Here is a 12,641-nt window from a genome sequence, read left to right as displayed (position 1 = left end):
GAAGAATCACTCGGCGCCTGCGGCCTTCTGTTCAGGGGCCGCCGGGGTCTGGTAGATCAGGTACGGCTCGGACTTGTGCTCGATCACCGATTCGTCCACCACCACCTTGCTGACGTTTTCCTGCGAAGGCAGGTCGTACATGGTGTCCAGCAGCACCGATTCGACGATGGTGCGCAGGCCACGGGCGCCGGTCTTGCGCTTGAGCGCCTTGCGGGCGATGGCCGACAGGGCGTCCGGACGGAACTCCAGTTCGACGTTCTCCATCTCGAACAGCTTCTTGAACTGCTTGGTGATGGCGTTCTTCGGTTCGGTCAGGATCTTGATCAGGGCCGGCTCGTCCAGCTCCTCCAGGGTCGCCACCACCGGCAGGCGGCCGACGAACTCGGGAATCAGGCCGAACTTGATCAGATCTTCCGGCTCGACTTCCGCCAGCAGCTTGCCCACTTCCTGCTTGCGCTCGGCACTCTTCACCTTGGCGCCGAAGCCGATGCTGCCCACGTCGGTGGAACGGGCCTGGATCACCTTGTCCAGGCCGGCGAACGCGCCGCCGCAGATGAACAGGATGTTCTTGGTGTCCACCTGCAGGAACTCCTGCTGCGGATGCTTGCGACCGCCCTGCGGCGGCACGCTGGCCACGGTACCTTCGATCAGCTTCAGCAGGGCCTGCTGTACGCCTTCGCCGGACACGTCGCGGGTGATCGACGGGTTCTCGCTCTTGCGCGAGATCTTGTCGATCTCATCGATGTAGACGATGCCCTGCTGCGCCTTCTCGACGTCGTAGTCGCACTTCTGCAGCAGCTTCTGGATGATGTTCTCCACGTCCTCGCCCACGTAACCGGCTTCGGTCAGCGTGGTGGCGTCGGCCATGGTGAACGGCACGTTGAGCAGGCGGGCCAGGGTTTCGGCCAGCAGGGTCTTGCCCGAACCGGTCGGACCGACCAGCAGGATGTTCGACTTCGCCAGCTCGACGTCGTCGTTCTTCTGCCGGCTCTCGATGCGCTTGTAATGGTTGTACACGGCCACGGCCAGGGTGCGCTTGGCGCGGTTCTGGCCGATCACGTACTGGTCGAGGACCTCGAGGATCTCGCGCGGCTTCGGCAGCGAGCTGCGCGCCGACTGCGCCTTCTCCTCAAGTTCTTCGCGGATGATGTCGTTGCACAGCTCCACGCATTCATCGCAGATGAACACGCTCGGACCCGCAATCAGCTTGCGCACTTCATGCTGGCTCTTGCCGCAGAAAGAGCAGTAGAGGATCTTGCCGGTGTCCGTGGAACGACCTTGGCGGTCTTCGCTCATGCTTCGCTTACCCAGTTACCCCACCCGCTGAACGGGGGTTCGATTCGAGAATAGCACAGGGCCGGAGGGACACCAGTCCCGCCCGACCCTGCAGGAACGAGGCCTGCCTGGCCCCGTGAAGGCGGCTCAACCCGCCTGGACCGACTCATCCGGGCGACGCTCCAGGACCTGGTCGACCAGGCCGTAGGCCTGCGCTTCGACCGCACTCTTGAAGTTGTCGCGCTCGGTATCGCGAGCGATCGTTTCCAGCGACTGGCCGGTGTGGCGGGCCAGGATCTCATTCAGGCGCGAACGCAGCGTCAGGATCTCGCGCGCGTGGATGTCGATGTCCGTCGCCTGGCCCTGGTAACCCCCCAGCGGCTGGTGGATCATCACGCGCGAATTGGGCAGCGCATAGCGCTTGCCGGCTTCACCTGCAGCCAGCAGGAGGGCACCCATCGAGGCCGCCTGGCCGATGCAGGTGGTGCTCACATTCGGCTTGATGTACTGCATGGTGTCGTAGATCGCCATACCGGCGGTGACCACGCCACCCGGCGAGTTGATGTAGATGTTGATGTCCTTCTCCGGGTTCTCCGATTCCAGGAACAGCAACTGCGCCACCACCACGTTGGCCATGTGATCGTCGATCGGGCCCACGAGGAAGATCAGGCGCTCCTTCAACAGGCGCGAATAGATGTCGTAGGCACGCTCGCCGCGGCTGGTCTGCTCGACCACCATCGGAACCAGGTTCAGGGCTTTGGTTCGGTTGTCCATTACGTGAGGTACCTATCTTGGGGGGAAACAACCCCGCGCCGGCAGGGGCGCGGGGCATACGGTGATCCGCCCGGACTTACTGGCGGATCGCGTCCTGGAACGACAGCTTCTCTTCGGTGTGCTGGGCGCGCTCGGCGATCCAGTCGATCACCTGCTCTTCCATCACACGGTTCTGCAGACCAGACATCAGCTGGGGGTCGTTGCGGTACATCTCAATGACCTGCTCCGGCTCTTCGTAGGTCGAGGCGATCAGACGCAGCGTTTCGTTCAGGCGCTTGGGCTCCAGGCGCAGATCGTTGGTGCGCGCCACTTCGCCGACCAGCAGGCCGACCAGCACGCGCTTGGCGGCGGCGTCCTTGAAACCTTCGTGGGCATCGGCCGGGATCTCGCCCGGGTTGCGGCCGCTGCGGCGGATCTGCTCGACCTGCTGGGCCAGCATCGCGCGGGCTTCGTTCTCGACCAGGCGCGGCGGCATTTCCACCGAGGAATAGGCGGCGAGCAGCTGCTCGCCCACTTCACGGCGCAGGCGGTTCATCAGCGCGCCCTTGAGCTCGCGCTCCAGGTTGGCGCGGATGTCGCTGCGGAACTGCTCGACATCACCGCCCTTCACGCCGAAGCTCTTGATGAAGGCCTCATCGACCGCCGGCACCACCGGCTCGGACACTTCGGCAACCTTAACGGTGACCTGCACGGTCTTGCCGGCCAGCACCGGCACGCGCCAGTCGGCCGGGAAATCGACGTCCAGCGTCTTTTCCTCGCCCTTGGCCAGGCCGACCAGGCCCTTTTCGATGGTCTCGAACATCATGCCCTGGCCGAGCACGATCGAACCCTTCTCGGTGCCTTCGGCCGGCAGGCGCTCTTCGCCGGCCTGGGACCAGGTTTCGACCGCAACCAGGTCGCCATCCTGCGCGCCACGCGCAACCGGTGCCCAGGTGCGGCGCTGGTTCTGCAGGTTCTCGATCATCTGGTCGATGTCGGCGTCGGTGATCTCGGCGGTGTGGCGCACCACGGTCAGCTTGCTGACGTCGATGTCACCGAAGTCCGGCACCACCTCCACGGTGGCCACGAAGGAGAACTCACCCTCGTCGCCCTTGTCGATGCGCGGGCTGCCGACGATGCGCAGGTCGTGCTCGCGCACGGCCGCGTCGAAGGTTTCGCGCAGCAGGCCGTCCAGCGCCTCGCCACGGACCTGCGCGCCGAAGCGCTGCTCGATCACCTTGGCCGGCACCTTGCCCGGACGGAAACCCTTGATGCGGGTGGTACGGGCGATTTCGCCCAGGCGGCCGTTGATGTGGCTCTGCAGACGGTCTTCCGGCAGCGAGAAGCTCAGGCGGCGTTCCAGGTTGCCGATGGATTCGATCGAAGCTTGCATGTTGACTCCTGCCACCGGTGGCGCTCTGGCCTCCGGCTCGATGATGGATGAAACGGTTGTAAGGTGACGGCGTCCGGGACGCGCCTGCTTGCCGCAGCCCTTTAGTTTCGCCCAATTCGGCGTGCACTGCCAGCGCAGGCCGGGCAAGCGCCTCGGGAACGCCCGGCGGGGGCGGAGGCAGGCCGGCACTGGTGCGAAAGGGGGGACTCGAACCCCCACGCCTTGCGGCACTGGAACCTAAATCCAGGGCGTCTACCAATTCCGCCACTTTCGCGTGGCCGGCACAGGCCGTCATTGTCGCAGGCGGGTGCACAAAGCGGAAGGCGTGACAAACCTGAATACGTAGTCCAGGCACCCACGCGCAGGCGCCGGCACGTGCGCGTAGACTCGTGCCGTTGCCGCCACCCGGTCTGCCCCGATGGAACGCACCCCACTCCGCACGCCCCTGCAGGCCCGGATGCCCGGCTGGTCCACACTCGTCTGGCTGCTCGGTCTTGCAGTCGCGCTGCACTTCCTGTGGGTCACCGCACAGCGCTACGGGCAGGTCAGCGCCGAGGCCTATGGCATGTTCTGGGAGCGTCGCAACTGGCTGTGGCTGCATGTCGCCGGCGGCAGCCTGGCCATGCTGGCTGGCGCCACGCAGTTCATCGGTCCCCTGCGGCGACACCGTCCCCGGCTGCATCGCTGGCTGGGACGGATCTACCTGGCCGGCATCCTGCTGGGGAGCGCCGCTGTCGCCGGCCTGATCGCCACCACCCAGGGCTGGCTGGCACTGAAAATGGCGTTCGCTGCGACCGGCCTGGCGTGGTTGGTCACGTCATTCTGCGGCTATCGCAGCATCCGGCGTGGCGACGTCGAGCAGCACCGGCGATGGATGCTGCGCAGCTACCTGGTGACGCTGTCACCCGCGGTGTTCCGCCTGTCGCTGCTGGTGCCTGCGCTCATGCAGCTGGCATCGCCCCTGGTGATGGTGCCGAGCCTGCTGGTGCTGAGCTGGGCCCTGCCGTTGCTGGTGCATGAAGCAGGAAGGCGCCTGGTGTCCATCGGCACACTCGCAGAGCCGTCCGGCAGCCGCTGAACACCCAAGAAAAAAGCCACCTGGAGGACCAAGTGGCTTTCGTCTGGTGGGCTGTCAAGGATTCGAACCTTGGACCTATTGATTAAGAGTCAACTGCTCTACCAACTGAGCTAACAGCCCGAAATCGGGGCGCGAATTATGACCTGATGCGCACACGGGGTGCAAGCTTTTTTTCAACATCGTTGATCGATGCATGCGTGCCACGACCCAAGGTGCTTCGCATGCTCTTTGCGCGGCCTGCAGGCAAGAAAAAAGCCACCTGGCGTACCAGGTGGCTTCTGTCTTGGTGGGCCGTCAAGGATTCGAACCTTGGACCTATTGATTAAGAGTCAACTGCTCTACCAACTGAGCTAACGGCCCGTGAAACTCAGACGCACATTATAGCGTGCATTCTGTTTATTGCAACACCGTGTCGGCTGTGCCGATGCGGTTGAATCAGTGGGGTGGCTGAGGGGATTCGAACCCCCGACCACCGGAATCACAATCCGGTACTCTAACCAACTGAGCTACAGCCACCACTGAAACATTCGCTTCATCGCCAATGCTGCTGGCGCTGGAGCTTTGAAGCCTTGCCTGGAGACCGTCACCGAAGTTCGGGCCGCCGAAGCGAGTCCGATATTCTGGTGGAGTCCTCACGCTTTTGCAAGCCTTTCTTCACATCCGCCGACGCGGTCCCGGTGCCTCGCCAATGGCGCGCCCGACAGGAATCGAACCTGTAACCGCCGGCTTAGAAGGCCGGTGCTCTATCCAGTTGAGCTACGGGCGCCCGAACCGGAACGGCGTCCAATCCGACGTGGCGTGGGATTGGTCGGGGTAGAGGGATTCGAACCCCCGACATCCTGCTCCCAAAGCAGGCGCGCTACCAGACTGCGCTATACCCCGGTCTTGCAATCCCCTCGAGCCAGGCCCGGGGAGTTGGTCATTGTCGCCAAGCACGCGGCGAACTGTCAACGCAGCGATCTGTCCCGGGCGCGCGGTCACGGCAGTGCCAGTGGCCATCGGCTATGCTCGACATCGTCGGCCGGATGGCCTTCCTGATCCCTCATTCGCACGGAGAACGCGCATGCGCAGCGGCAACCCGGCTCTTTCCGAGTCGACTTTCCTCGACCTCGCCAACGGCTCGGTGGTGACCCGCCCCGACCAGGCGATGACCCTCAACGGCACCGTCAACAAGACCGGCATCCTGTTGCTGCTGACCGTGCTGACCGCAGCCTTCGCCTGGAACCAGACCGTGGCCTTCGGCCAGGTGCTGCCGGCCGCCAAGCTGTATGCCATGGGCGGCGCGATCGGCGGCCTGGTGCTGGCGCTGGTCACCGTGTTCAAGAAGCAATGGTCGCCGGTCACCGCACCGCTGTACGCGCTGGTGGAAGGCCTGTTCCTCGGCGCCATTTCCGCCGTGTTCGAGCTGCGGTTCCCGGGCATCGTATTCCAGGCCGTGCTGCTGACCTTCGGCACGCTGGCTGCCCTGCTGGTGGCCTACCGCACCGGCGTCATCAAGGCCACCGAGAATTTCAAGCTCGGCGTGGTCGCCGCCACCGGTGGCATCGCCCTGCTCTACCTGGCGTCGTTCGTGCTGTCGTTCTTCAACATCGAAGTCCCGCTGATCCACTCCTCCAGCGGCTGGGGCATCGCCTTCAGCCTGTTCGTGGTCGTGGTCGCCGCGCTGAACCTGGTGCTGGATTTCGATTTCATTGAGAGCGGTGTGGCCCAGCGCGCGCCCAAGTACATGGAGTGGTATGGCGCATTCGGCCTGATGGTGACCCTGGTCTGGCTGTACGTCGAGTTCCTCCGCCTGCTGTCAAAGATCCAGCAGCGCTGATTCCGGTCAGGCTGAAAACGACAAAGGGCGCCTCCGTGGCGCCCTTTCTGTTCCCCTCCCCCTTTCGACCCCGCCATGCCTGCCCTCTTCCACAGCTATCGCCCCGCTGACGGCCATCGCCTGCCGCATGACCCGTTCAACGCCATCATCGGCCCCCGCCCGATCGGCTGGATTTCCAGCTGCGCTGCCGACGGCGCGTTGAACCTGGCGCCCTACAGCTTCTTCAACGCCTTCAACTACACGCCGCCGATCATTGGTTTCTCCAGCCAGGGCCGCAAGGACTCGCTGCACAACATCGAAGCGACGGGCGAGTTCGTCTGGAACCTGGCCACTTTCGACCTGGCCGAAGCCATGAATGAGAGCTGCCGGGCGGTCGCGCCGGACGTCGACGAGTTCACGCTGGCCGGCTTGACGCCGTTGGCTTCCGGGCAGGTCAAGCCGCCGCGTGTTGCAGAAAGCCCGGTCAGCATGGAATGCCGCTGCACCCAGATCGTCCGCCTGCGCGATGCCGCCGGACAGGACACCAACGGCTGGCTGGTGCTTGGCGAGGTGGTCGCCGTACATATCGAGGCACGACTGCTGGTCGATGGCATCTACGACACTGCAGCCGCCGACCCGATCCTGCGCGGCGGTGGACCGGCCGACTATTTCCGCGTCAGTGCCGAGCAGCGTTTCCGCATGTTCCGGCCGGCCTGAATCTCAGCCGGCAACCGGGCGCGCCAACAGGGCCGGCAGCGACGAGGCGAGCAGCGCGATGCCCGACAGCGTCAGCAGGCTCAATACGATCTGGCGGAACCGCGCCTCGCTGATGCCGATGTAGACCCGCGCCCCCAGCAGCGCCGGAACCAGCATGGCCGGGGCGACGACAGCGAAGTACGGCAACATCTGCCGGGTAACCAGGCCACTGCCGACGTAGGTGGCCATGGTGACCGACAGCATCGCCAGGTTGAAGTTCTGGATGACCGCGCGCTGCTCCTCCTTGCCGAAACCACGCAGCGTGCTCCACAACGTGGGCACGGGACCTGCGAAGCCGCCGATGCCGCTGAGCACGCCACCGGCCATGCCCGCCACGGTGTCGCCGATGCGCCCGCCCGTGGTGATCGGCGGCAGCGAACGGGCCATCAGCATCACCGGGCACCACAGTGCCAGGAAGCCTCCCAGCAGGGCCTTGAACCAGTCCATGTCCAGCTGCGGCAATACCATCACGCCCAGCGGAATGCCCGCCAGGCCGCCGAAGACGAAGGGCAGCAGCAGACGCAGATTGAATCCGCGCCGCACGGTGAACACCGCCACCAGCTGACCCACCAGCGCGCCGAACACCGACAGCGTCGCCGCCAGGCGTGGCTCCAGCCCCCACGCCCAGAACGACATGGCGACCATTCCGAACGCAAAGCCGGACAGTCCCTGCACGAATCCCGCCACGATCGCTCCAAGTGCGACCAGCAGATACACCGAATCCATCATCACCTCGCTACGACCCCGTGGCTACGCTGCCACGCCGGCCTGGGCAGCGTAGTGCGTGGCAAGGTACCCGACCAGCGCGCGCACTTTCGGTGCCGCCACACCACATGAGCTGCGCAGAGCATGCGCAGGCACCCAAACGCAACGGGGCGCCCGAAGGCGCCCCGCTGGAAATCCAGACAAGGTCCAGCCACCGCTTACAGGCGCGTGGCGATGGCCTTGGCGAAGCTCATGGTGGTGCCGGTGCCGCCCAGGTCGCCGGTCAGCGAGTCCTTGGCTTCCATGGTCGCCACGATGGCCTTGCGCAGGCGCTCGGCATTCTGCGGCTGGCCGATATGATCCAGCATTTGTGCCGCCGCCAGCAGCAGCGCGCAGGGATTGGCCTTGCCCTGGCCCGCGATGTCCGGCGCGGTGCCGTGCACCGCTTCGAAGATCGCCGCGTCCTTGCCGATGTTGGCACCCGGGGCCAGGCCCAGGCCGCCGACCAGGCCGGCGCAGAGATCGGAAATGATGTCGCCGAACAGGTTGGTGGTGACGATCACATCGAACTGTTCCGGGCGCATCACCAGCTGCATGCAGGTGTTGTCGACGATCATTTCCTGGAACTCGATGTCCGGATACTGCGCGGCCACTTCACGGGCGACGTTCAGGAACAGGCCCGAGGTCGACTTAATGATGTTGGCCTTGTGCACGGCCGTGACCTTCTTGCGGCCGACGCTGCGGGCCAGCTCGAAGGCGTAGCGCACGATGCGCTCCGAGCCCTTGCGGGTGATGCGGGTGCCGGAGAAGGCAGTCTCGCCGTCGGCCGACACTTCCTGGCCTTCAGCCAGGTAGGCGCCTTCGGTGTTCTCACGCACGGTGATCAGGTCGACGTTGTCGAAACGCGACTTGGTGTTCGGGAAGGTGTGGGCCGGACGCACGTTGGCGTACAGGTCGAAATGGCGGCGCAGGCTGACATTGATCGAGGTGAAGCCACCACCGACCGGCGTGGTCAGCGGGCTCTTCAGGGCAACCTTGTTGCGCGCGATCGAGTCCAGGGTGACCGCCGGCATCAGGTCGCCGTGCTTCTCCAGCGCCGCCAGGCCGGCGTCGGCCTCTTCATACTCCAGGCCGGCATTGAGCTGGTCGAGCACGTACAGGGTGGCGTCCATGATCTCCGGGCCGATGCCGTCGCCGCGGATGACCGTAATTTTCTGCGTCATTGATCGATGTTCCGAACAGGGGGAAAAAACGCCGTCCGGACGTGCCCGGAAACGCCGGCGCAAAGGAAGTTTCACCGGCAATTATGCCTGAGCCGGGGCCGAGGTCCCAAATAGACCATGGTCCCAGTCCCCGGCTCAGGCAGAATTGCCCGCGTATTCCGGTAGCGCCGGGCCATGCCCGGCGGGTGGGCGTCCGGTCATTCGCCGGGCATGGCCCGGCGTTACCCTCAGTGCTCGTGGGCTTCCGGGGCGGCGGCACCGCCTTCGAGCTGGTCGAGGAAATCGACCGCGCGGCGCAAGTGCGGGATCACGATCGAGCCGCCGACCACCAGGCCGACCGAGAAGGTCTCGAAGAACTCCTCGCGGGTCACCCCGGCCTCCTTGCACTGGGCCACGTGGTAGCTGATGCAGTCGTCGCAGCGCAGCACCATCGAGGCCACCAGCCCCAGCAGCTCCTTGGTCTTCACATCCAGCGCGCCGGCCTGGTAGGTCTGCGTATCCAGCGCGAAGAACCGGCGCACCACCTGGTTCGGCTCGCCCAGGATGCGCTCGTTCATGCGCTTGCGGAACGCGGTGAACTCGGCGATGCGGTCCTTGCTGCCGTCGTCGGCCGCGCTCATGCCTGGCCCTGCCCGGCCAGCAGCGGCTCAAGCTTGCCTTCACGGTGCAGCGCCATCATGTCGTCATAGCCACCGACATGGACGTCGCCGACGAAGATCTGCGGCACGCTGGTGCGGCGGGTCAGCGCCATCATCTTCTCGCGTTCGGCCGGGTCCAGGTCGATGCGGACCTCGGTCCACTGCTGGCCCTTGCTCTTGAGGAAGTTCTTGGCGGCCACGCAGTACGGGCAGACGGCAGTGGAATAGATGGTGATGGCGGGGGCACCGCCGGCGGTCTGGGCTGTCACGGGAAACTCCACGATGGATCGACGGTCTACATATGGTACCGGTGCGCTGGAATTTCCACGCTACCACCGCAACACTGTGGATTAACGAATGGTTGCCCCCTGCCCTGCCACGCTTGGCGCGCCCCGCCCGAGGACCTCCCGCTTGCGAGCCCTGCTGCTTTCGACCGCCGTCACCTTCGCCCTGGCCATGCCGCTGGCCCAGGCCCAGGAGAAGCTGCCCGACATCGGCTCCTCGGCCGGCGAGCTGCTGACCCCGGCCCGCCAGGCCGAGTACGGCGCGATGATGCTGCGCGAGCTGCGCAACTATGGCTACCTGCTGGACGATCCGCTGGTCAATGACTGGCTGCAGACCATGGGCACCCGCCTGGGGTCCAACAGCGACCAGCCGCGCCAGCCCTACACCTTCTTCGTGATGAAGGACCGCCAGATCAACGCCTTCGCGACCCTGGGCGGCTACATCGGGGTCAACGCCGGGCTGGTGCTGACGGCCGAACGCGAAGACGAGGTTGCCGCGGTGCTGTCACACGAAATCGCCCACGTCACCCAGCAGCACGTGCTGCGCGGGGTCGAGCGCGCCCAGCGCGACCAGATCCCGATCCTGCTGGGCATGCTGGCGGCAGTGGTGGCGGCACAGGCCAGCAACAGCACCTCTTCAGGCAATGCGACCATGGCCGCGATCAGCTCGGGCATGGGCCTGATGCAGCAGCGGCAGATCAACTACACCCGCTCCAACGAATCGGAAGCCGATCGGCTGGGCATACGCACCCTGTCACGCAGCGGTTACGACGTGGACGCGATGGCCGGCTTCTTCGAGCGGATGTCGACGGCCATGCGCGGCAACGAGGGCGGCTACAGCGTGCCGGAGTTCCTGCGCACGCACCCGGTCAACATCACCCGCATCAGCGAAGCGAAGGCCCGCGCCGAGCAGATGAAGAAGGACACGGTGCTGCTGACCACCACCACGCCCAGCGGCGAGCGCAGGGAACGGGTGGACCCGGCCGACCCGACCCTGTCCGAACCGCTGCTGCGCGGCAGCAACCCGCTGCTGCCAAGCAGTGTGCTGCGGGTGCCGGTTGGCCAGCTCAGCCGGGGCCCCAGCGGCGACTTCGACTGGGCACGTGAACGGTTGCGGGTGCTCAGTGCCGACTCCACCGGCGAGGTGGAGCGTGAATACGCCGATCTGGGCAAACGCCAGAAGAGCGGATTGAACGATGCCCAGCGCTACGGCCAGGCCCTGGCGGTGATGCGGGGGGGACGCAGCGGTGCCGGCGAGGCGCGGCAGACCCTGAACGGCCTGCTGCAGGCCCATCCGGACAGCCTGTGGGTAGCCCTTGCCCTGGCCGAGGCCGAATCGCGCTCGGGCCAGGCCACGCAGGCCAATGCCCGTTTCGAGCAGCTGCTGCGCGAGCATCCCAACAGCCGGCCCGTCGCGCTGACCTACGCCGAGATCCTCAACGAACAGGGCAACCGCGAGGCGGGGCAGCGCGCGCAGGCCATGCTGCGGCCGCTGCTGTCGCAAAGTGGTAACGATCCGGTGTTCCAGCAGCGCTACGCCCGTGCCAGCGAGCTGGCCGGGGACAGCGTCCGTGCCAGCGAGGCCTACGCCGAGGCCGCCTTCCTCAGCGGCCGGCCGGAGCAGGCGCTGATGCAGCTGCAGGCACTCAAGCGCAATCCCGCGCTGGACTACGTGGGACGGGCCCGGGTCGACGCGCGCATCGAATCGATCACCCCGACCGTGTTGGAACTGCGCCGGCAGGGCGTGCAGGACCCCGACCTGGACCGCCGCTGAGCGCTGCATGACCGGTCCGTGGCAATCGGGAGCGGTTCCGGCCCGATGGTCACAAAAATGTCATCAAACCGTAGTCTACTGGCACCCGTCCAGTAACCGAGCCCTACGGTGCCCTCGTGCAGAAACGTATCCTGATCGTCGATGACGAGCCCGCGATCCGCGAAATGGTCGCCTTCGCCCTGCGCAAGGGTGACTACGAGCCGGTTCACGCCGGTGATGCCCGCGAAGCCCAGACCGCGATCGCCGACCGTGTTCCCGACCTGATCCTGCTGGACTGGATGCTGCCCGGCACCAGCGGCCTGGACCTGGCGCGCCGCTGGCGCAAGGAGACGCTGACCCGCGAGGTGCCCATCATCATGCTGACCGCGCGTGGCGAGGAGAACGACCGTGTCGGCGGCCTGGAAGCCGGCGTCGACGATTACGTGGTCAAGCCGTTCTCGGCCCGGGAGCTGCTGGCCCGCATCCGTGCGGTCATGCGCCGCGCCCGCGAAGACGACGAGGACGGCAGCGTGGCGGTCGGTCCGATCCGCATCGACGGTGCCGCGCATCGCGTGTTCGCCAACGAACAGCCGGTGCCGATCGGCCCGACCGAATACCGCCTGCTGCACTTCTTCATGACCCACCCCGAGCGCGTGTACACCCGCGCCCAGCTGCTCGACCACGTGTGGGGCGGCAGCGTGTACGTGGAGGAGCGCACCATCGACGTGCACATCCGCCGCCTGCGCAAGACGCTGGAACCGTTCAATGCCGAGAACATGGTGCAGACCGTGCGCGGCGCGGGTTACCGCTTCTCCACCGCCACCTGAGTCCCGTCGTGGGGGGGGGGGGCCCCCCCCCCCGGGCGGGGGCGGGCCCCCGGGGGGGGGGGGGGGGGGGGCGCCGCGGCGGGGGCCGCAGGCGGTGCCGGCAAGGCGGCCGCGGTCGCCAGCACCGCCGCACAGCTGGCGCGCGCACTGCCCACCGC

12 protein-coding genes and 6 tRNA genes are annotated in these 12,641 nt (G+C 66.1%); 5 read left to right on the top strand and 13 right to left on the bottom strand.

The genetic code is table 11. From position 1 onward, the window contains the following. Positions 1 to 6: 6 nt before the first annotated feature. The 4 genes from clpX to ACVOME_RS14050 all read right to left on the bottom strand — a co-directional run bounded on the left by clpX (position 7) and on the right by ACVOME_RS14050 (position 3,695). Positions 7 to 1,296 (bottom strand): ATP-dependent Clp protease ATP-binding subunit ClpX, encoded by a 1,290-nt coding sequence (gene clpX, locus ACVOME_RS14065; RefSeq protein WP_053520352.1) that lies wholly within the window; start codon positions 1,294 to 1,296, stop codon positions 7 to 9. Between the two features lie 126 nt (positions 1,297 to 1,422). Next, on the bottom strand, positions 1,423 to 2,049 hold the full coding sequence (gene clpP, locus ACVOME_RS14060; protein WP_053520351.1) for an ATP-dependent Clp endopeptidase proteolytic subunit ClpP: 627 nt from the start codon (positions 2,047 to 2,049) through the stop codon (positions 1,423 to 1,425). A 76-nt stretch (positions 2,050 to 2,125) separates the two neighbouring features. Next, the gene (gene tig, locus ACVOME_RS14055) at positions 2,126 to 3,421 is read right to left on the bottom strand and encodes a trigger factor (protein WP_481505196.1); all 1,296 of its coding nucleotides are present in this window, start codon (positions 3,419 to 3,421) and stop codon (positions 2,126 to 2,128) included. A gap of 189 nt (positions 3,422 to 3,610) precedes the next feature. Next, positions 3,611 to 3,695 (bottom strand) — tRNA-Leu (locus ACVOME_RS14050). Between the two features lie 144 nt (positions 3,696 to 3,839). On the opposite strand from ACVOME_RS14050, the gene ACVOME_RS14045 reads away from it, so the two are divergent. After that, a complete protein-coding gene (locus ACVOME_RS14045) occupies positions 3,840 to 4,499 on the top strand; it encodes a DUF2306 domain-containing protein (protein WP_081279789.1) in 660 nt (219 codons plus the stop codon). Between the two features lie 44 nt (positions 4,500 to 4,543). Here ACVOME_RS14045 and ACVOME_RS14040 read toward each other — a convergent pair. The 5 genes from ACVOME_RS14040 to ACVOME_RS14020 all read right to left on the bottom strand — a co-directional run bounded on the left by ACVOME_RS14040 (position 4,544) and on the right by ACVOME_RS14020 (position 5,381). Then, positions 4,544 to 4,619, bottom strand: a tRNA-Lys gene (locus ACVOME_RS14040). A gap of 164 nt (positions 4,620 to 4,783) precedes the next feature. Further along, positions 4,784 to 4,859 (bottom strand) — tRNA-Lys (locus ACVOME_RS14035). Positions 4,860 to 4,938: 79 nt separating this feature from the next. Then, a tRNA-His gene (locus tag ACVOME_RS14030) sits at positions 4,939 to 5,015 on the bottom strand. Positions 5,016 to 5,188: 173 nt separating this feature from the next. Further along, positions 5,189 to 5,265: transfer RNA gene (locus tag ACVOME_RS14025), tRNA-Arg, on the bottom strand. A 39-nt stretch (positions 5,266 to 5,304) separates the two neighbouring features. Further along, a tRNA-Pro gene (locus ACVOME_RS14020) sits at positions 5,305 to 5,381 on the bottom strand. Positions 5,382 to 5,562: 181 nt separating this feature from the next. Between ACVOME_RS14020 and ACVOME_RS14015 the strand changes: the two genes are divergently transcribed. Then, positions 5,563 to 6,318, top strand: coding sequence for a Bax inhibitor-1/YccA family protein (locus ACVOME_RS14015; protein ID WP_053520416.1), 756 nt, complete (start codon positions 5,563 to 5,565; stop codon positions 6,316 to 6,318). Between the two features lie 75 nt (positions 6,319 to 6,393). After that, positions 6,394 to 7,014 (top strand): flavin reductase family protein, encoded by a 621-nt coding sequence (locus tag ACVOME_RS14010; protein ID WP_053520417.1) that lies wholly within the window; start codon positions 6,394 to 6,396, stop codon positions 7,012 to 7,014. A gap of 3 nt (positions 7,015 to 7,017) precedes the next feature. Here the strand turns inward: ACVOME_RS14010 and ACVOME_RS14005 are convergent, their stop codons facing one another. The 4 genes from ACVOME_RS14005 to grxC all read right to left on the bottom strand — a co-directional run bounded on the left by ACVOME_RS14005 (position 7,018) and on the right by grxC (position 9,888). Further along, positions 7,018 to 7,779, bottom strand: a complete 762-nt coding sequence (locus tag ACVOME_RS14005) for a sulfite exporter TauE/SafE family protein (RefSeq protein ID WP_053520419.1) — start codon at positions 7,777 to 7,779, stop codon at positions 7,018 to 7,020. 197 nt (positions 7,780 to 7,976) lie between these two features. Next, positions 7,977 to 8,981: an isocitrate dehydrogenase gene (locus ACVOME_RS14000; protein WP_053520418.1), complete on the bottom strand. Its 1,005-nt coding sequence runs from the start codon at positions 8,979 to 8,981 to the stop codon at positions 7,977 to 7,979. A 227-nt stretch (positions 8,982 to 9,208) separates the two neighbouring features. Continuing rightward, entirely contained in the window at positions 9,209 to 9,601 is a 393-nt protein-coding gene (locus ACVOME_RS13995) for a carboxymuconolactone decarboxylase family protein (protein WP_053519434.1), read from the bottom strand. Continuing rightward, complete coding sequence (gene grxC / locus ACVOME_RS13990; RefSeq protein WP_004154541.1) at positions 9,598 to 9,888, bottom strand: glutaredoxin 3; 291 nt, start codon at positions 9,886 to 9,888, stop codon at positions 9,598 to 9,600. The genes ACVOME_RS13995 and grxC overlap by 4 nt, the downstream gene beginning before the upstream one ends. Before the next feature lie 142 nt (positions 9,889 to 10,030). On the opposite strand from grxC, the gene ACVOME_RS13985 reads away from it, so the two are divergent. Then, complete coding sequence (locus ACVOME_RS13985; RefSeq protein ID WP_053519435.1) at positions 10,031 to 11,677, top strand: M48 family metalloprotease; 1,647 nt, start codon at positions 10,031 to 10,033, stop codon at positions 11,675 to 11,677. A 116-nt stretch (positions 11,678 to 11,793) separates the two neighbouring features. Next, the gene (phoB, locus tag ACVOME_RS13980) at positions 11,794 to 12,483 is read left to right on the top strand and encodes a phosphate regulon transcriptional regulator PhoB (protein ID WP_053519436.1); all 690 of its coding nucleotides are present in this window, start codon (positions 11,794 to 11,796) and stop codon (positions 12,481 to 12,483) included. The last annotated feature ends 158 nt before the right edge of the window (positions 12,484 to 12,641 follow it).

Source organism: Stenotrophomonas sp. STEN008, assembly GCF_056760435.1.
Note: the sequence above shows the minus strand (reverse complement) of the source record. Positions and strands in the feature narration are given on the sequence as shown.